The following is a 19,082-nucleotide window of genomic DNA, read 5'->3' as shown; positions in this document are numbered from 1 at the left end:
TGGGGGTATTTGTAGCCTGGCGTTTATCGAATGATTAACCGCCAGAAAGCTGGAACAGGGCACTTATCTCTTTGTCACTGGAAACCGGGAATTCCATAGCCTCCATGGCTTTCAATACCGCACGCCATATATATGGATCGTTGTCTTTACTCCGCTGTTCAGATTCCTTCCAGTTGGTAGTGTTCATCTGCCGGTCTTCGGCGGCGACACTATCGAGTTCCTTGAGTGCTTCCAATAAATGTCTGATGAAATTTTTTCCACGATCCGCCATGTCGCAGCGCAGTATCAGTTCATTCCAGAAGGAACTGGCATCGTACTTTTTCCCGAACAACATATGCAGCTGATCTTTGGTGCGAGGAAGTGTACCTCCTGCGCCTATGCGCCCATCCATCACATATTCAGACCATCTGGCAGTACCCTCCGTGTACCAGGGGTTTTTGAAATACGTATATCCATTCTGGTAAAGGTGGAACAACTCGTGCTCCACGGATCTGTTTTCCCAGCTGAGAGCGTTGGATAAGTCAATCAACAGAACGTTGACAGATTTCTGGCTTGCGGCAGATCGGTCTATTTTTGGCGTTCCATCATAAGCAATACCATTTTTGGGGCCTTTTTTATTCCTGGCTAGATCTATCAGGTTTATGTCTATGTAAGACGCATGCCCCCGGTAGCGGTCACTATCCAGTGGGGATACCAAACCCACATCTTCTCTGTAAAACCGGTCGACGTGGATAAACCGACGCGCCAGCTTCTCGATATAGTCCGGCGTCCCGTTTTTATTCAGATCGATACGTCTTTCAGGTGGAAGCGCATCTATTCCCGACAGCGAGTAAAAAATCCGAAAGCGGTCGACTATCGCCACGTTGTCCAGGTTTTGCCTGCGAGAAGCTATGGTTTCACCACTGACCATATCCGATAACAACAACGCGAAAATTGGGAAAAGTACTTTTACAAGCATAGAGCACGACCAGAAATGAGATCTTCCTAATACTAGCCGAAGGCAATCTCGCGACTGGACGCGTGTGCCTGTGCTACAGGTGGCTAGGTAACCTATCAATCTGCCGTCATCGCCAGCAATCGCTGCGCCTGTTGGCGCAGTTCCACTTTCAATGCCATTGGGGTGAGAATCTCGAAATCGAAGGGCAGGCGTGCAAGTTGCGCGGCGAGCCAGTTCAGGCAGCCGGTGTGTGTGCGCCATACCACGGCATTTCCTTTCGGGGTCAGCAGTCCCATTTCCTCGGTGAGCACCGCACTGGCGCTCGCGAGGTCCGTGTGCAGCAGCAACTTCACCTCAAAGCCCGAATCCATACTGGCAAAGCTACTGGTGAGATACGCGCTCGCATCAAAATCCTGCGGCCGCCGGAACGGGATATCCAGCGCGCGCAACTGCCGCATGCGGTCGAGGCGGAAGGTGCGGAGTTCCGTGCGCAAATGGCAGTGGCCCACCGCATACCAGCGGCCGCGGCGGAACACCAGGCCGTAGGGGTCGAACTCCCGTCGTGTTGCGACTTCTCCATCGCTTTCGTTTTTGCTGCCGCCGATATAGTCGAACACCGTGCGGTGCCGGTTCTGGGTGGCCGCAGCCAGGGTGGCCAGGGTGGAGGTGTCAGGCGCCTCTTGCGGCACCAGGTCCAGGGTGACGCTCTCATTCAGCGCGCGCAGCTGCTGCTTCAGTTTCTGTGGCATTACCCGCTCCAGCTTGGCCTGGGCACTGGCCACAGCGGTGGAGACCTCGCCTACACTGAGGCTGCGCGCCGCCAGCAGGCCGAGGGAGATGGCGAGGGTTTCCTCGTTGGTGAACATCATCGGCGGCAGCTTGTAACCAGACACTAACTTGTAGCCGCCGTGGCGCCCGCGCTCCGCGGTCAGCGGAATGCCGATCTCCTCCAGCGTCGCGATGTAGCGGCGCAGCGTGCGGCCATCCACCCCGAGCATCTGCGCCAGTGCGCTGCCACTGGCGTTGCCATGGCTCTGCAGCAGTTCCAGCAGTGTCAGCACGCGCGTCGTCGGATTCGACATGAATTGCATCCCGCTCAATTTATTAGGGCGGAATATAGCCTATTTAGGATTTACAGTGCTCGCGTTCGGGTCACACGCCCCCCAGACACGAGCGAATGAACATGAAATACCAACAAAGAAATGGAGTGCCCTATGACGGACGAAGTGATTCTCTACACCAACCCCCAATCCCGCGGCCGCATTGCGCGCTGGATGCTGGAAGAAGTGGGTGCGCCCTATCGCGCAGAGATCCTCGAATACGGCGGCAGCATGAAGGCGCCCGCGTACCGCAAGATCAACCCCATGGGCAAAGTGCCGGCCATCGTGCACGGCAGTGACGTAGTCACCGAGGGCGCGGCCATCTGCGCCTACCTGGCAGAAGCCTTTCCGCAGGCGGGCCTTGCGCCCAAGCCGGAAGAGCGCGCCAGCTATTACCGCTGGCTGTTCTTTGCCGCGGGGCCGCTGGAATCGTCCATTATCGACTTCAAAACCTTCGGCGTGGAGCCGGATGCCGAGAAACAGATGATGGTGGGCTACGGCAGCTACGCGGCCGTGCTCGACAACCTCTCCCAGTGGTTTATGGGCCACACCTATGTCACCGGCGAGCGCTTCACCGCGGCCGATGTATATGTGGGGTCACAGATCAACTGGGGGCTGCAATTCGGCACCATTGAAAAGCGTGTGGAATTCGTCGACTACGCCCGCCGCGTCACCGACCGCGACGCCTACCGCCGCGCCATGGAAAAAGACGACGCGCTGATGGAGAAAGCGTGATGAAAAAGACCTACCAGGGCAGCTGCCATTGCGGCGCCGTGCAGTATGAAGCGGATATCGACCTGAGTGCCGGCACCGGCAAATGCAACTGCTCCATCTGCACCAAAACCCGCGAGTGGAACGCGCTGATCAAGCCCGGCGACTTCCGGCTGCTGCAGGGAGAGGACGCCCTCAGCGACTATCAGTTTGCCGGCAAGCAGGCCCATCACCTGTTCTGCAAACACTGCGGTGTGCGCTCTTTCGGCAAGGGCTATGTGGAAGAAATCGGCGGCGACTATGTTGCCATCCATGTGGCGACGCTGGACAACGTCACCCCGCAGGAGCTGATCGATTCACCGGTCCGGTATCTCGATGGGCGCGACGATAACTGGTTCAACACCCCAGCGGAAACCCGTCACCTGTGACCACTAGGGCGGCCCAACGCGGCCGCCCGCTACTCGGATGACAGCGCGTAGGCCACCGCACGGTTCGCATGAATCCCGGTGGTGTCGTAGAGCGGAACATCAGTATCAATCTGCTGCACCAGCAGCGCGATTTCAGTACAACCAAGGATCACCGCCTGTGCCCCGCGCTCGTGGAGGCTCTCAATGATCTCAAGATACCGCGCCTTTGACCCCGCTTTCACAATGCCTTGGCACAGCTCCTGGTAAATCACATCGTGGACCAAGGCCTGCTCCTCTGGACTTGGCGTGATCACCTCAATACCAAAGTTTTCCGTCAGCCGGCCTTTGTAGAAATCCTGCTCCATGGTGAAGCGTGTACCAAGAAGGCCTACGGTTTTTATGTTGTCGCGCAGCAGGGAATCCGCCGTCGCATCCGCGATATGCAGGACAGGGATGGAGATCTGCGCTTCGATGGCATCGAACACCTTGTGCATGGTGTTGGTACAGATCAGCAGAAAATCGGCACCGCCGCGCTCCACAGACTGGGCGGCCTGGGCCAGTATCTCCGCGCACGTCGTCCAATTGCCCTCATGCTGAAGCTTTTCGATTTCCGCGAAGTCGACGCTGTAGAGAACAATCCTGGCGGAATGCAGCCCGCCCAGCTGGTTCTTTACCTGCTCGTTGATGGCTTTGTAATAGCTGAGGGTGGACTCCCAGCTCATTCCACCTAGTAGCCCGATTGTTTTCATATCAAAAGTTTCGGTTTTTTCCTTGTCTTTATCGTAAATGGAATATCTATAACTTCAGTTGGTTGCCGTTGCCAAAATTGATTTCCATATATGTGTGATCGGTAACCCGGCCAAATTTGGACTGCAGTGACGAATGCTTCGTGCGTTTCGCGATAAAGCCAAGTCGTAAATACAGTTCCTTCGCCCTCGGGTTCGTTTCAGCAACATCCAGAGCCGCAACCGGCAGCGACTGCTGCTGTATATTTTCCGTTAGCTCCGCGATCAGCGCGCGACCGATCCCTTGGCCACGGCGACTCTCAGCTACACCGAGGTGATAGATAACACCTATCCCGGCCTTCGGTGGGCTGATAACCATCTCGGTACGAAGGCCGCGAGCGACGGTACGAGCCGCAGCAAAAGGGGAATAAAAGCGCACAATGTCCATGAAAGCAGAGAGTGTAAAAGGCAGATTTTGGTTACTTCTACGCACCGCACCAACGGCTACCACCTGATCATCAATCACTGCGGCGATATGCTGTCGATAACCAAATTCCGAATTGCCGCGAACAAAGGCATAACGAAGAAATTCTTGTGCCTGCTGTTTTTCGCCATCACAAAAGACGTAATCGAAGGCGGCCGGCCCAGAGCTGTAAATCAGTGGTACTGCGGTATCTACGTCTTGTGCACGACATGGACGAAATCCAATATCAGATACTTCCTTGGGCTCAGTTTTATTCGCACTTTTCAGATACATGATTATGGCTCACTAAAAACTTTGCATCGTCTTGCAATTGGGAAATGCTCAAAGAGCAGTGGCCAAAATGAGTTGACCACTACACGCCGCCTTCCGGGATTGGCTATTCGGCCGCCGGGGCTTAGTAAGCCTGCTTGGCGTGCTCCGCCAGTGTATCGCACTAGCCGGTGTTGGTGGCCGGCTGCTAGAAGGCATTGATCAGCAGGCAGTCGTTGTTGTCGATAGCATTGGTCTGAGTTCGGGAGTAGTTGAAGAAGCCCGGTGTACCTTTAACTTTGCGCCGAAAACGCACGATGGTACGCGACTTCTCCCTGCGGGAACTTGCCGGTAAAGACTCGAGCCTGGAAATACTCCGGTGGTACGCCGGGGTAGATCAGTCCTTCAACCGCCTGGAACCCGAAGCGGCCGTAGTAACCGGGGTCGCCGAGCACCACGCAGCCCGCCGCGCCCATTCCTTCGAGATCGGCGAGTGCGCGTTGCATCAATCTTGAGCCCACACCCTGCTGCTGGAACTCCGGCAGCACGGAGATCGGCCCCAGCCCGAACCAGCCGCGGGCACCATCACTCACGCTAACCGGAGAGATGGCTACATGGCCGATCACTTTTTTATCGGCTTCTGCGACGAGGGAGAGTGTCAGGGCACCGGCGCGCCGCAGCGCGGCCACAATAAATTGCTCGTTATGATCCGTGTGTGGGGCGTCCCGGAATGCCTGCTCGGTGACGCGGTGGATGGCGTCAATGTCACCAGGGTTTTCTGTGCGAATCTGAAGTTCCAATGCTCGGCCTGCGGTTGAGGTGGTTATCGACCAGGGCCGCTGCTGCGCTCAGGGCGCGGCCAGTGAGGCCATGTCGATGACAAAACGGTAGCGTACGTCGGAGCGCTTCAACCGTTCAAGCGCATCGTTCACTTCGCTGATTTCTATCACCTCGCATTCCGGCAGGATATTTTTCTTGGCACAGAAGTCGATCAGCTCCTGGGTTTCGGCGATGCCGCCGATGGCGGAGCCGACGATGCAGCGGCGGCCCATCACTACCGGTTCGCTGTCGATTTCCTCAATTGGGCCTATCTGGCCCAGCAGCACCAGCCCGCCGTTGATATCGAGCAGGCGCAGGTAGGGGGTGAGGTCGTGCTTGACGGGAATGGTGTCGATGATCAGGTCGAAGGAGGACTGCGCGGCTTCCATCGCCGTGGCATCGGTGGAGACGAGCAAACCGTCGGCGCCGAGATCCAGTGCGTCGGCTTCCTTGTCGTCGCTGCGGCTCAGCACGGTGACATCGGCGCCGAGACCCACCGCCAGTTTTACTGCCATGTGCCCGAGCCCGCCGAGGCCGATCACACCTACCTGGCTGCCGGGGCCGATGTTCCAGTGGCGCAGGGGGGAATAGGTGGTGATGCCGGCGCACAGCAATGGCGCCACCCGCGAGAGGTCGAGGCCATCGGGTATATGCAGTACGAATTCTTCCCGGCACACAAGGTGCTTGGAGTAACCACCCTGGGTGATCTCGCCGGTAATGCGGTCGCGCCCGGCGTAGGTGAGGGTCATGCCCTCGCGGCAGAACTGTTCCTCGCCGTGGTGGCACTGGTCGCACTCCTGGCAGGAGTCCACCATGCAGCCCACCGCCACGGTGTCGCCTTTTTTGAACTGGGTGACGTCCTCGCCCACGTCGATCACGCGCCCGACGATTTCATGGCCGGGCACCATCGGGAATATGCCCCAGCCCCAGTCGTTCTCTACCTGGTGGATGTCGGTGTAGCAGATGCCGCAGTACAGTACTTCCATGGCCACGTCGTTGGGGCGCAGCGCGCGGCGCTCGAATTCCCAGGGGGCGAGGATGTCGCCGGCGCTTTGTGCGGCGTAACCGATGGTTTTCATGGGGGCTCCGTGATGGGTTTTGGTGGGGGTTAAGCGAGTTTTCCGGGTGTCTTCAGTGTAGGTAAGTGGATTTAAAAGCAATGGGTCTGGCCGGGAGTTTTGCCGCCGGATATGTGGCTTCGACCGTTGGGCGCGTATTCCGGTTAATGCGACTCCTATCCGGTCGCCTCTGCCCACGCTGCCTGCTATCTTCCTGTGCATAACTACGCACAGGAATTCCCTACATGCTCCGGAACTTGACCGCTTCCATGGCCGTGCTGGCCGCGGTATCCATTCCCTGCCTCGGGCTGATCGGCTGCGACCGCTCGGGACCGTCCGACCCCGGGTCGGCCCATGAGCCTGAAAACAAACCATCCACCCAGTTCGTCATCAATTACGACGAGTTCAAGCTGGATAATGGTTTGCAGGTTATTTTTCATGTGGACCGCTCCGATCCGGTGGTGGCGGTGTCGCTGACGGCGCACGTGGGTTCCGCGCGGGAGAAGGAGGGGCGCACCGGGTTTGCACACCTGTTTGAGCACCTTTTGTTTCTGGAGTCGGAAAACCTGGGCAAGGGCGGGCTGGATGCCATGAGTGCGCGTATCGGCGGCTCCGGCGCCAACGGCTCTACCTCTCGCGATGTCACCAATTACTACCAGACGGTGCCGAAAGACGCGCTGGAAAAAATGCTGTGGGCCGAGGCCGACAAGCTGGGCTGGTTTATTAACACCGTGACCGATCCGGTGCTGGCAAAAGAAAAACAGGTGGTGAAGAACGAGAAGCGCCAGAGCTACGACAACCGCCCCTATGGCCACACCCAGTACGTGATCGACCGCAACCTCTACCCGGAGGGTCACCCGTACAGCTGGCAGGTAATCGGCTCACTGGAAGATCTGCAGGAGGCGACGCTGGATGATGTGAAGGAATTCTTCCGCCGCTGGTACGTGCCCAACAATATGGTGCTGGTGGTTTCCGGTGACTTCGATCCGGTGCAGGCGCGCAAGCTGGTGGAAAAATACTTTGCGGAAATCCCCTCCGGCCAGGACATCGAGCAGGCGGCCAAGCAGCCCGCGGTATTGAAGCAGAGCGTGCGCCGCTATCACGAGGACATTTTCGCACGCGAGCCGCAACTCACGTTGGCGTGGCCATCGGTGGAGCGCTACAACCCCGACAGTTACCCGCTGGCGGTGCTGACGGAATATCTCTCGGATGGCAAGCGCGCGCCGCTGTACAAGGTGCTGGTGGAAGACAAGCAGCTCACCGCCGATGTATCCATGGGCAGTTACGAATCCGAACTGGCGGGCCAGATCCAGCTGGAAGTACAGGCGTTTGCCGGGCGCGACCTTGACGAGGTCTACGACGGTATCCAGCAGGCGTTCGCGCAGTTTGAGAAAAACGGCATTGCGGAAGAGGATCTGCAGCGCATCAAGGCCAGCCAGGAGGTGGCGTTTTACGAGGGCCTCTCCAGTGTGCTCGGCAAGGGTTTCCAGCTGGCGCAGTATCAGGTGTACGCCGACAACCCCAGCTACGTTTCCGAAGATATTCAGCGTCTGCTGGCGGTGACTGCGGACGATGTGAAGCGGGTGTACGAGAAGTACATCAAGGGCAAGCCGTATGTGGCGGCGAGCTTTGTGCCCAAGGGCAAGGTGGAGTTGGCACTGGCGGATTCCTCGAAAGCGGAAATCGTGGAAGAAAAAATCGTGAGCGGTGCGGAAGAGCAGTTCGATGCCACCGCACAGGCGGAGTACGAGAAGACACCGTCCAGCTTCGACCGCTCCCACGAGCCCGCCTACGGCGCTCCCGCGGAAACCACGGTGCCGACGGTATGGGAGGAAAAGCTTCTCAATGGGCTGCGCATTTTTGGAATTGAGAACAGTGAAGTGCCGGTGGTCAATTTCAGCCTGGTGATCGACGGTGGCCAGCTGCAGGACAGTCCCGACAAACCCGGGGTCGCCAACCTCACCGCCATGCTGCTGGAGCGCGGTACCAAAAACCGCACGCCGGAAGAGCTGGAAACCGCGATCCAGAGCCTCGGCGCCGAGATTTCGGTATCCGCCACCGACGACGCCATCCGCTTTGACGTAACCACGCTCGCGCGCAACTTCGACAAGGTGTTCGCGCTGGTGGAGGAAATGTTGCTGGAGCCGCGCTGGGATGTGGCGGAACTGGTGCTGGCGAAAAACGACGTGGCCAGCCAGATCCGGCGCGCGGCGGCGGAGCCCAATGCCATCGCCAGCGAGGCGTTTGCACAGCTGCGCTATGGCAAGGACAGCATTCGCGGGCACGACATTCTCGGCAGCGAAGCGTCGGTGGCGGCCATCACCATGGACGACCTCAAGGCATTCCACCGGAATTATCTGTCGCCCACGGTGAGTCGCGCTCATGTGGTGGGCGATATCAGCCAGACGCAGTTCATGACGGCGGCGAAAACCCTGAACAAAAGCTGGGGCAAACGCGACGTTACCGTGCCGGATCCGAAATCCGTTGCCGCCGCACCAGGCATTTATTTTGTGGATGTGCCGGATGCGAAACAGTCGGTGCTGCGCATCGGTCGCCCCGCCATGTCCGCGCTGTCAAAAGATTATTACCCGGCGGTGTTCACCAACTACATTCTCGGCGGTGGCGGCTTTGCCTCGCGCCTCACCCAACAGCTGCGCGAGGGCAAGGGTTACACCTACGGTATCCGCTCCGCGATCGATGGTGAAAAAGACCTGGGTACCTTTGTGATTGGCTCCGGTGTGCGCGCCAATGTCACCGCGGAGTCGGTGCAGTTGATCAACGATATTCTCAAGGACTACGCACCCACCTACAGCGAGCAGGATCTGGAAACCTCGCGCTCCTATCTGGTCCGCAGTAACGCCCGCGCCTTCGAAACCGCGCGCGCCAAACTCGGTCTGCTGGAAAATATGAGCCACTACGGCTGGCCCGCGGATTATGTGCGCCAGCGTGAAGCCATCGCCAAGGCCATGACGGTAAAAGATGTGCAGAGAATCGCCGGGGAATATATGCAGCCGGATTCAATGATCTGGGTCGTGGTCGGTGACCGCGCGAGCCAGTTTGAACGTTTGCAAAAGCTGGGACAGGGGGACGTTGTACTGTGGGACAGTGGATCGGTACAGCAGAAAAGCGCGGATTGATGGCTATCGAGGCGGCTGTGGCCGCCTCGGTTACCGGTTGTCAGGATTTTATCCAGGGGTTTTCCTGACAGAATGTGGCGATATATAGCGCCTCAACCTTGCTGCGGGCCCAGGGGGTCTTGCGCAGGAATTTCAGGCTGGATTTTACCGATGGGTCATTCTTGAAACAGTTGATATCAATCCGTTCTGCCAGCCCCTCCCAACCGTAGTGCGCTTCCAGCGCCTCGACGATATCCGCGAGCTTGACGCCGTGCAGTGGGTTGTTCGGCTGTGATTCCTGCATGTATGTTTCCCGTGAACGAAGGCTGGAAGTTCTCTGCGCGGAATTATGCGCGTACACCGCGATGGTATCCACCCGTGACGCGTTTGCTGATGTTGCCGGCCCTCACTCTGGCTCTGACGCATCACGGCCATTTCGAATCACGATGCTCGCTTCAAAAGCTTATTCAGAAACAGCCTAACCGGAGGATTTAGCTGCCGTACACTGTTGAGAGTGGTTTCACCGCAAGCAACGTGAGGTACGCAAATGGCTGACAATCTACTGGAAATGGCGGTGCGCCATTTGGGTTCATCTGGTCTCGGTGCGCTCGGCAATGCCCTGGGGCTGCCGGACGGAAAAAGTGAATCAGCGTTCACCACCGGCGCGGCATCGGTGCTCGCAGGCATGTTGAACAAGGCCGGCAGCGAGAGCGGGTTGGGTGCGCTGTTGAATATGGCCACCAAAAGCACCGGCATGGATCTTTCCAATCCAGCGGATATTTTTACCAGCCCGGACAAGATGACCAGTCTGCAGGATCTGGGTGGCAATATCGTTGAGTCCCTGTTTGGTGACAAGCGAGACGGCGTACTCAGTGCGCTGACCGGCGCACTGGGTCTGAACGGGACCAAGGGCAGCAGTCTCCTGCGTATTGCCGCACCGGTGATCATGTCACTGGTGGGCAAGCTGGTAAAAAGCAAGGGCCTGAACATGGAGGGTTTGGCGGCGCTGCTGTTGGGACAGAAAGCGCATATCAAAGACAAACTGCCTCCGGGCCTGCTGAAAGAACTGGGCGCTTCCAATCTCGATGAGTTGGCGGAGCGCACCGTAGTGGAAACCACGCCGCGTCAGACCGCGAGAGCGGCGACACCTCCACCGACGGTGAAAAAAAGTGGCTGGGGAAAATGGCTGTGGCCACTGCTGATCGCACTTGGCGTACTCTGGGCGCTGAACATGTGTGCGAAGAAGGAGCGGGTGGATGACGGCACCGGCGCGGTGATCACGGAGCAGGACGACGTTATCGTCGAGGAAACCCCGGCGACACCACCGGAAGAGACGGATACCACACCGGCTCCGGAAGTTACCGAAGAGACGGATACGGTCGTGGTTGAAGATTTCGGCCAGCAACTGCGGGATTACCTGGCCAGTGCCAGCCGCGATCCGAACCGCGAGTTCCCGTTGAATATCGAGTTCCCCACCGATGGCAGCATGCCAAACGCCGCCTCTCTGCCGGATGTGCAGACGCTGATTACGATCATGCAGGAGAATCCCGGCCTGACCATCGCCATCGAAGGTCACACCGATTCTGACGGCGATGCCGGTGCGAATCAGAAACTGTCGGAAGCTCGCGCCCAGGCGGTGATGCAGATGCTGACGAGTGCCGGTATTGACGCGGCCCGTGTGACGGCGGTAGGTGTCGGCTCTGCCAACCCCGTCGCGGACAACAGCACCGAAGAGGGCAAGCAGAAAAATCGCCGTATCGCGGTGAAGGTGACTGCCTTCGAGCAGCAATAATCGACATGTGATACGGAAACAAAAAACCGCGGCTCGCCGCGGTTTTTTTGTGGCCGAAGAGGGTCAACCGCGATGTTTTTCGCGGTAGGCGCCAGGAGCGAGACCGGTCCACTTTTTAAAGGCGCGATTGAACGCGCTGGGTTCGGAAAAGCCGAGCCGCTCGGCGATTTCCGCCACGGCGGTTTCCTGTTGCTTCAACTGGTACATGGCCATGTCGCGGCGCACGGAATCCTTGATGTCCTGCCAGCTGTTGCCCTCGTCTTTCAGGCGTCGACGCAGGGTTTGCGGCGAGGTGAACAGGCGCTCGGCCACATCGTCCAGCGACAGGTTCTCGATACTGTTGTGGCTCTGCAGCATGCGACGGATGCGGCCGGTGAAACTGTTGTCGGATTTGTACTGGGCCAGCAGACACTCAGGGGCGCGCGCGAGGAATTCGCTCAGTTGCTGGGCATCACGCACCAGCGGCATACCGAGGTAACGGGTATTGAACACCAGGCAGGTTTCCCGCTGATTGAAGTAGTGCCGGCAGGGAAACATATCGTTGTATTCCTCGTCGTAATCCGGAGGAGGAAACGCGAGGTGAACCCGCTCCAGCAAAATGGTGCGGTCGATCAGCCAGCTGAAAAAACGCAGCCAGATCACGGAGAGGGATTCGACAAAGTTCTGGTTTGGCAGTTGTTTGTGATTGCCGTGGTGGAAGATCAGCTTGGCTTCCTCACCGTCTTCCACCAGTTTGATGTGCAGGTCGTCACTCACCATGGCGACAAAGCGCGAGGAGCGCAGCAGCGCACGGCGCAGGGTGGGGCTACTAAGGGTAGCGTGGCCCATCATGGCGAAGGTCCCGGGCAACCAGGGGCGGGCCAGGTAACCGCCGGATTCGTCTCCCAGTTGATCCCACAACAGGCGCAGCAGGCGTGCCAGCTGTTCGCGGCCGATACGGGCCTCGGATGCTCGCGCTTCGGTGGGCGCTATGCCGGCATCCAGTAGTAACTGTTCACAGTCGACTCCGGCGGCGCGGGCACCGGCCAGGTGTGCGAAAACGGCAGCGGCGAGAATACCGCGGGTCTCAAAGCCGTTGGTGGCTTCCTGTTCTACGTTGATGGATTCTGTCTCCACGGTCACGCTTCCCGATGGCGGTGTGTGACCAGATTATGCAAAAGAGTGCATAAAAAGTCCCGCTTCCTTCTGCAGCGCCGATAACTCACCTTCGGACGCTACTGGCGCCGCTGGTTGGAAAGCCAACTTGGCCTGTCTATTCCGTCATTATCTTTCCGGTTTGTCATATACCCGTCATCGAGGTAAGGCTTTTCAACGTTTTCACCTCGTTTCTGTGCGTGTTTCCACAGTTTCGCCGAGTAGTTTTATTCCCTGAATAGATGTGGACTACCTTGCAAAAGGTGCTTTTTTAAGCGCCATTCAAAATAAAGTCCCAACAAGGAATAAATAGTGAGCAAAAAATACTTTGTTATGACAGCGCTGTCGGCATCCGTATGGCTGCTTTCCAGTGGAGCTTGGGCGGCCGAAGGGAAACTGGTAGTGCGATTCAAAGAAGTGACACACCCGTATGTTGAGCCGAGCTATTCCCAGCGCGCGAGCCGACTACAACACAGTGGCGAGCTGAAGGCTCGCTTTCCTCGCCGTGCTGGTCGTTCGACATTGGCGCCGCGCGATATCAAGCGCAACGAGGCCTACCGGCGTTTTCGGCTCGACCGCTATTTCGAGATGCCGATTCCTGCGGGCTCCAGTTGGGCGCAGATTAACAACCTGGTCTCCACCCTCTCGGGGAATGTTGAAGTGGAAGAGGTGTATTTCGAACCAGTACCCGAACCGGCCACAGTTGCCGAGCCGGCTGCTGTTCCCGATTTTTCTGATCAGCAGGGCTACCTGTATGGCCGGGAGGGCAATCCGTCCAGCAGTTATATCCTCGGTGGTGTTGATGCTCACTACGCGTGGACCCTGCCTGGGGGAGATGGAAGCGGCGTAGATGTAGTGAGCAACGAGATAGGTGGGTTCAACTATAACCACTTGGATTTGCCGCAGCCATTTATGGTCGTCGGGAGCTATGTGATCGATGGTCACGATACGGCGAGTGCCGGCATCATTGCCTCACTGGACAATGGCTTTGGTACTACAGGTATTGCCCACGGTGCCCGCCTGGGGTATGCCCAATATGGCGTGGACCGCATGATTCAGGCGGCGGAGCAATTACCGCGGGGCAGTGTCATGCAGGTGGGAATTCACTATCGTCACGACAGTCTGGATCAATATCTTGGCTGCGGCAGTAGCTGCTATATGCCGCTCGATTATTATGACGGCCCTTACGATGCGGTGCGCTATATCACTCAGGAACTGGGAATACATGTGGTGGCTGCCGCGGGCAATGGCAGCATCAACCTGGATCACAGTTATTTCAATGGCCGTTTCGATTCGACCCGCCGGGACTCGGGCAGCTTCCTGGTGGGCGCGGCAAATCCTGGAAATGGTCTGCGTGCCAGTTTTAGCAATTATGGCTCGCGGGTAAATGCGTTCTCATGGGGGTGGAATGTTGTTACCACCGGCTACGGTAGCTTGCACAACGAAAGCAACGCTGAATATACCGCTACATTTAGCGGAACCTCTTCCGCTAACCCTATTGTTGCGGGTGCTGTGGCCAGTCTTCAGGGTATTGCCAAAGCGGCTGGAATCGGCGCATTGGAAACCGGGGAAATGCGAGACCTGGTTACCATGACCGGATACCCGATGTTGAATGGAATTGGTTCCACCATTGGGACTCATCCTGATTTGCGTGCAGCCGCAGAATTGTTACTGGCGGATGTCGGTGGCAATAGCGCCCCCCTGGTCTCGGTACCCGAGAGTATTGTGGTGGCTGAAGGTCAGAATTTTGAACTCATCGCCGATAGCACGGATCCCGATGGTGATCCACTGGGCTACCAGTGGACTGCGCCGGGCTTGACGCTGGTCGACGGCAGTGGAGCGACCGCCAGCTTCATCGCGCCACAGGTGGACGACGATACCGTCTACGAAGTTACCGTGGCGGTCAGCGATGGCAAAGCTACCACCTACGCAAAAGTGACAGTTACCGTTGCGGACAGTCCGGCGGAGAGCTGTGACATGTCAGACCCCAATGCGGGAAGTTATCCGAGCTGGGACAGCGGAACCGTCTACACGGGTGGCGACCAAGTAAGTCACAACCAGTTAGTGTGGCGGGCAAATTACTGGACGCAGAATAACGAGCCTGGCGATGCTGCGCCTCAATGGACGCTTGTTAGTGACGTGGAGGTCGCTTGGAGTGCAAGCGCGACTTACCTCGGCGGTGATGAGGTCAATCATGGAGCGAGTCGCTATCGTGCCCAGTGGTGGACGCGCGGTGACGAACCGGGGGTAGCCGGGGTTTGGGTCAATATCGGGCCATCGAGTTGCAATTGAGGAAACCGCCGCGGTTGCGATGAACTGCGGCGTTATTTCTTGTCTTGTTTATCCGGCAGTGAAATCTCGCGGTGCCCACTCGAGGTCGGGTCGTAATCGAACGTTCGACATGACCGTATCTCGAGGGGGCAGAGATCCAATCACCGGCGTGCATCCGTCTGAGCAGTGGAATTTCGTTGGGAATTCTGGAAGGATCGTGTGCTACATGTGCATTCGCCATTTCAGTACACCCTTTCCCTGCCGTCGGAGTAACCATGGCCCAAGTTTCCGATAGTGAACTCAACCCCACCATCTGTCGTCGCCTGCTGATCGCCTACCTGATCGAACAGCTGCCGCGCCCGAACAATCCCGCGCTGGAAGAAATAACCGGTTGGCCTCGCCGCACCATTCAGGATGTTATTGCCAAGGGGCTGCCGGGACACGGCACGCTGGTGGAGTTTGTACAACAGGGGGTGCGCAACAATGATGGCTTTTACGAGCTGAAGGCGTGGGGGTCTATTGATGGTCGCTGGGTACGCGCCAATCTGGACGCGATTGCACAGGTGCTGGAACTGGCGCCGGAGCGATTGCCGGCGCCATAGAGAAACGGATACTACTGGGGCGCGGCCGTTTTCTGCAGGATATCGTTTACGCGCTGAAGCAGTGCAGGATCGTTGCGCAGTTGCGTGGCAATTTCCTGGTACTGTTCCTTGCTGAGGCCCGCCCCCTGTACCGCAGACAGCATTTTTGCCTGGGCTTCCACATTGATTGCCTCGGCGGCGGCGGCATCGGCGGCGGCCTTGATTTTCGGGGCATACTCCTGGCTCAGGACTACGATAGCGCGGTAGGCGTCGGCAAATTTTGTCAGTTGCGCGTCGGTTACGGCGGTTTCCGCAAAGGCACTGGAAACAGCGAGAGCCAGGGCGAGTGCGGCGGAGTAGATGGCGGTTGGCTTCATGAGCACCTCTGTTTCAGGGAAAAAACGCTTCTGTGCATCGTGCACGCCCAGCGTAGCGTGAGGGCTACAGAGCCTTGGTAACTATCTATCCATAACTATCTGCCCATAACTATCTGGCAATAACTAGGCGGTGTAGCAAAGCGCTGTCTTGCAAAGGGTAGTTGGTATTCCGGCGCGCTTGCGATTTTTGCCGCCAGTCTGCGCGTCCCTGCGACAGCCCGGCGGTTTGTGCGGTGCGTGGCGTCAGAAGATTCCGAAGAATTTTTTTCGTTTTTTCAGCGATGCCTCGCAACTGTTCAGTTGCCGCTGATAAGTCTGCGCCCGAGATGACACCTTGTGGGCGACATCCTGTAGCCATTTCTTGTTGCGGTAGGTGCGGCGATTAAAGCCGCCCTGGCCTTCGTGGTAGGCGAGGTACAGGTGATAGGTGTCGTTGGATTTGATGCCGCACTGGCGCTGACTGGCGTTGTGGTACCAACCGACGAAGTCGATCGCGTCGGCAAAGTCGTCGCGGTCGCCACCGTAGTTGCTGGAAGCACGCTGGTATGTTTTCCAGGTGGTCCCGAGTGCCTGGGCATAACCGTAGGCATCGGAGGGGCGCGGTCCGGGGATAATCCACAGGATTTTGGTGCGCGGCGGTTTGGCATCGTGCACGAAGCGGGATTCCTGGTGCAGTGTGGCCATCATGGTGGAGATCGGGGTGTTCCACTTGCGCGCGGATTTGGCTGCGTCGTGATACCAGCCGTCCTTTTCGCGAAAAATTTCGCACAGATCGTCGGTATTGCTGGGTGGTGTGGTGGCGCAGCCTGCGGCCAGCAGGGTCGGCAGCAGGAGCAGCGCCAGGATCAGTTTCTTATTTTTGTAGGTCATCAGAACTCAAGTGGGTCATTAAACTTTTGATTTGATGGTCTTCACACCATCGGCAGTGCCGAGCAACAGGATATCAGCCGGTCGCGCGGCGAACAGGCCGTTGGTGACCACACCGGTGATGTTGTTGATGGCGTCTTCCAGCTCCAGCGGTTTGGCGATCTGCATATTGTGCACATCGAGGATGACATTGCCGTTGTCGGTGGTCACGCCCTCGCGGTACACCGGATCGCCACCCAGTTTGACAATTTCGCGCGCCACATACGAGCGTGCCATGGGGATTACTTCCACCGGCAGCGGAAATTTGCCCAATACTTCCACCCACTTGCTTTCATCGGCGATGCACACAAACTCTTCTGAGCAGGCGGCGACGATTTTCTCGCGGGTCAGCGCGGCGCCGCCGCCCTTGATCAGCTGCAGCAGCGGGTTGGTTTCATCGGCACCGTCCACGTACACGCGGATGCCGTCGACCGCATTCAGGTCGTAGACCGGAATGCCGTGAGATTTGAGCCGCTCGGCGGAGGCCTCGGAGCTCGCTACGGTGCCGTCGAACAGGCCTTTCTTTTCCGCCAGGAAGTCGATGAAGTAGTTGGCGGTGGAGCCGGTGCCGACACCCACAATGGTGTCTGCCTCCAGCATGGGGGTGATGTATTCCACGGCGGCGCGGGCGACGGCCTGTTTGAGCTGATCCTGATTCATGGGATTTGGAGTCCTGATTTGTGGGTTAGCGCAATTTTTTCTGTAAAAATACCCGCTTGCGAATATTTTTTCGCGCAAAATCGGCTTTAAAGTGGCTTTGGTGCTGTTGAGCGATTAAACTGGCGGGCTTGTAAACATCCACCGGCTGCCGGTTTTTGCCATGCCCATGTCCTATATCAAGCGCATTTTAGACGCGCGTATTTACGATGTCGCCATCGAAACCCCGCTGGAGCCCATGCGCCAGCTGTCCCACCGCTTAGGCAACCGCATTCTGCTGAAGCGCGAAGACCTGCAACCAGTGTTTTCCTTCAAGATTCGCGGTGCCTACAACAAACTGCTCAAGCTCGCGCCGGAACAGCGCGCCAAGGGCGTCATCTGCGCCTCTGCCGGCAACCACGCCCAGGGGCTGGCACTGGGCGCTCAACAGCTGGGGGTGCGCGCCACTATCGTGATGCCATCGACGACACCGGCGATCAAGGTGAACGCGGTGCGTATGCGTGGCGCCGAGGTGGTCCTGCACGGCGATACCTTCGACGAGGCCGCGGCGCGAGCGCGGGCGCTGGTGGAGGAGCGCGGCCTGGTGTTCATTCACCCTTATGACGACCCGGATGTAATTGCCGGGCAGGGCACCGTGGCCATGGAGCTGCTGCGCCAGCAACCGGGTACTCTCGATGCGGTGTTCATACCTGTGGGCGGCGGCGGTCTCGCTGCGGGTATGGCGGCTTACATCAAGTACGTGCGCCCGGAGATCAAGGTCTTTGCGGTGGAACCGGAGGATGCCGCCTGCCTGAAACTGGCGATGGATGAAGGCAACCGCGAGGGGCGTTTGTCCCAGGTGGGCCTGTTTGCCGACGGCGTGGCGGTGGCGCAGATTGGCGAGGAGACCTACCGGGTGTTGCGCGAGACCATCGATGGCGTTCTTACCGTGACCACCGATGAGATCTGTGCGGCCATCAAGGATATTTTTGAAGACACCCGCTCCATTGCCGAGCCCGCCGGCGCAGTGGGGCTTGCCGGTCTCAAGAAATACGCCGAGCAACAGGGTGAGCAGAACCTGACGCTAGCAACGGTGTGCAGTGGCGCCAATACCAATTTTGACCGCCTGCGCTATATCAGCGAGCGCACCGAGATCGGTGAAAAACGCGAAGCGGTGCTGGCGGTGACCATTCCTGAGAAGCCGGGCAGCTATCTGCAGTTCTGCCGCGACATGGGCGATCGCGCCATCACCGAATTCAACTATCGGTTCGCTGGCGGCACCGGGCGCAATGCCAACAGTGGCGAGGCACACATCTTCGTCGGTATGCAGGTGGCGACGGATGCGGATCGCGCGCAGCTGGTATCGCAATTGCAGAGTGGGGGTTACCGGGTTACGGATCTCACTGACAATGAAATGGCGAAGCTGCATATCCGCCACCTGGTGGGCGGGCGCGCACCGGGCATCCATGATGAGGTGGTGTACCGCTTCGAGTTTCCGGAGCGCCCGGGGGCGCTGCGCAAGTTCCTCGAGCAGCTGGCGGGGCGCTGGAACATTACCCTGTTCCACTACCGCAACCACGGTGCCGCCTACGGCCGGGTGTTGGTGGGGCTGGAAGTCGTCGAGGCCGAGCGCCCGGCACTGAGGGCTCTGCTTGATCAGCTGCAGTACCCGTTCTGGGAGGAGACCGAAAATCCCGCCTATCGCTTTTTTCTGTCGCGGAGCGAGTGACCGGGTAGGGAGAAACCGATGAATTGGGGGCCGCGTCGCCAGAATTTGCG

The 19,082-nt window shown here is 58.2% G+C and carries 18 protein-coding genes; 7 read left to right on the top strand and 11 right to left on the bottom strand.

Annotation, left to right across the window (positions count from 1 at the left end; all coding sequences use genetic code 11):
* Positions 1-34: 34 nt before the first annotated feature.
* Complete coding sequence (locus C3938_RS05725) at positions 35-958, bottom strand: hypothetical protein (protein ID WP_105102236.1); 924 nt, start codon at positions 956-958, stop codon at positions 35-37.
* 95 nt (positions 959-1,053) lie between these two features.
* On the bottom strand, positions 1,054-2,019 hold the full coding sequence (locus tag C3938_RS05720) for a helix-turn-helix transcriptional regulator (RefSeq protein WP_105102235.1): 966 nt from the start codon (positions 2,017-2,019) through the stop codon (positions 1,054-1,056).
* 132 nt (positions 2,020-2,151) lie between these two features.
* On the opposite strand from C3938_RS05720, the gene C3938_RS05715 reads away from it, so the two are divergent.
* Positions 2,152-2,772: a glutathione S-transferase family protein gene (locus C3938_RS05715; protein WP_105102234.1), complete on the top strand. Its 621-nt coding sequence runs from the start codon at positions 2,152-2,154 to the stop codon at positions 2,770-2,772.
* Complete coding sequence (locus tag C3938_RS05710; protein WP_105102233.1) at positions 2,772-3,176, top strand: GFA family protein; 405 nt, start codon at positions 2,772-2,774, stop codon at positions 3,174-3,176. The genes C3938_RS05715 and C3938_RS05710 overlap by 1 nt, the downstream gene beginning before the upstream one ends.
* A 29-nt stretch (positions 3,177-3,205) precedes the next feature.
* Here the strand turns inward: C3938_RS05710 and C3938_RS05705 are convergent, their stop codons facing one another.
* The 4 genes from C3938_RS05705 to C3938_RS05690 form a co-directional block, all read right to left on the bottom strand.
* Positions 3,206-3,904, bottom strand: coding sequence for an aspartate/glutamate racemase family protein (locus C3938_RS05705; protein ID WP_105102232.1), 699 nt, complete (start codon positions 3,902-3,904; stop codon positions 3,206-3,208).
* 46 nt (positions 3,905-3,950) lie between these two features.
* Positions 3,951-4,637, bottom strand: a complete 687-nt coding sequence (locus tag C3938_RS05700; protein WP_105102231.1) for a GNAT family N-acetyltransferase — start codon at positions 4,635-4,637, stop codon at positions 3,951-3,953.
* A 269-nt stretch (positions 4,638-4,906) separates the two neighbouring features.
* Entirely contained in the window at positions 4,907-5,413 is a 507-nt protein-coding gene (locus C3938_RS05695) for a GNAT family N-acetyltransferase (RefSeq protein WP_105102230.1), read from the bottom strand.
* 48 nt (positions 5,414-5,461) lie between these two features.
* Entirely contained in the window at positions 5,462-6,511 is a 1,050-nt protein-coding gene (locus C3938_RS05690) for an NAD(P)-dependent alcohol dehydrogenase (protein WP_105102229.1), read from the bottom strand.
* A 224-nt stretch (positions 6,512-6,735) separates the two neighbouring features.
* Here C3938_RS05690 and C3938_RS05685 point away from each other — a divergent pair, with 224 nt between their 5' ends.
* Positions 6,736-9,627: a M16 family metallopeptidase gene (locus C3938_RS05685; protein ID WP_105102228.1), complete on the top strand. Its 2,892-nt coding sequence runs from the start codon at positions 6,736-6,738 to the stop codon at positions 9,625-9,627.
* A 40-nt stretch (positions 9,628-9,667) separates the two neighbouring features.
* Here the strand turns inward: C3938_RS05685 and C3938_RS05680 are convergent, their stop codons facing one another.
* The gene (locus C3938_RS05680) at positions 9,668-9,910 is read right to left on the bottom strand and encodes a VF530 family DNA-binding protein (protein WP_105102227.1); all 243 of its coding nucleotides are present in this window, start codon (positions 9,908-9,910) and stop codon (positions 9,668-9,670) included.
* A gap of 243 nt (positions 9,911-10,153) precedes the next feature.
* Here C3938_RS05680 and C3938_RS05675 point away from each other — a divergent pair, with 243 nt between their 5' ends.
* Complete coding sequence (locus tag C3938_RS05675; RefSeq protein ID WP_158681582.1) at positions 10,154-11,398, top strand: OmpA family protein; 1,245 nt, start codon at positions 10,154-10,156, stop codon at positions 11,396-11,398.
* A gap of 63 nt (positions 11,399-11,461) precedes the next feature.
* Here the strand turns inward: C3938_RS05675 and C3938_RS05670 are convergent, their stop codons facing one another.
* On the bottom strand, positions 11,462-12,514 hold the full coding sequence (locus C3938_RS05670; RefSeq protein WP_233998674.1) for an AraC family transcriptional regulator: 1,053 nt from the start codon (positions 12,512-12,514) through the stop codon (positions 11,462-11,464).
* Positions 12,515-12,844: 330 nt separating this feature from the next.
* Here C3938_RS05670 and C3938_RS05665 point away from each other — a divergent pair, with 330 nt between their 5' ends.
* The gene (locus tag C3938_RS05665; protein ID WP_105102225.1) at positions 12,845-14,824 is read left to right on the top strand and encodes a S8 family peptidase; all 1,980 of its coding nucleotides are present in this window, start codon (positions 12,845-12,847) and stop codon (positions 14,822-14,824) included.
* Between the two features lie 254 nt (positions 14,825-15,078).
* Positions 15,079-15,405: a helix-turn-helix domain-containing protein gene (locus C3938_RS05660; protein WP_105102224.1), complete on the top strand. Its 327-nt coding sequence runs from the start codon at positions 15,079-15,081 to the stop codon at positions 15,403-15,405.
* An 11-nt stretch (positions 15,406-15,416) separates the two neighbouring features.
* Here C3938_RS05660 and C3938_RS05655 read toward each other — a convergent pair whose 3' ends face one another.
* The 3 genes from C3938_RS05655 to rpiA all read right to left on the bottom strand — a co-directional run bounded on the left by C3938_RS05655 (position 15,417) and on the right by rpiA (position 17,327).
* A complete protein-coding gene (locus tag C3938_RS05655; protein ID WP_105102223.1) occupies positions 15,417-15,761 on the bottom strand; it encodes a DUF4168 domain-containing protein in 345 nt (114 codons plus the stop codon).
* Between the two features lie 243 nt (positions 15,762-16,004).
* Positions 16,005-16,631, bottom strand: a complete 627-nt coding sequence (locus tag C3938_RS05650) for a transglycosylase SLT domain-containing protein (protein ID WP_105102222.1) — start codon at positions 16,629-16,631, stop codon at positions 16,005-16,007.
* An 18-nt stretch (positions 16,632-16,649) separates the two neighbouring features.
* Positions 16,650-17,327 carry a ribose-5-phosphate isomerase RpiA gene (gene rpiA / locus C3938_RS05645; protein WP_105102221.1) on the bottom strand — a complete coding sequence of 226 codons (678 nt, stop codon included), beginning with the start codon at positions 17,325-17,327 and terminating at the stop codon, positions 16,650-16,652.
* A gap of 160 nt (positions 17,328-17,487) precedes the next feature.
* On the opposite strand from rpiA, the gene ilvA reads away from it, so the two are divergent.
* Entirely contained in the window at positions 17,488-19,032 is a 1,545-nt protein-coding gene (gene ilvA, locus C3938_RS05640; RefSeq protein ID WP_105102220.1) for a threonine ammonia-lyase, biosynthetic, read from the top strand.
* Positions 19,033-19,082: the final 50 nt, after the last annotated feature.

The organism is Microbulbifer pacificus (assembly GCF_002959965.1).
Taxonomy (GTDB): domain Bacteria; phylum Pseudomonadota; class Gammaproteobacteria; order Pseudomonadales; family Cellvibrionaceae; genus Microbulbifer; species Microbulbifer pacificus_A.
Note: the sequence above shows the minus strand (reverse complement) of the source record. Positions and strands in the feature narration are given on the sequence as shown.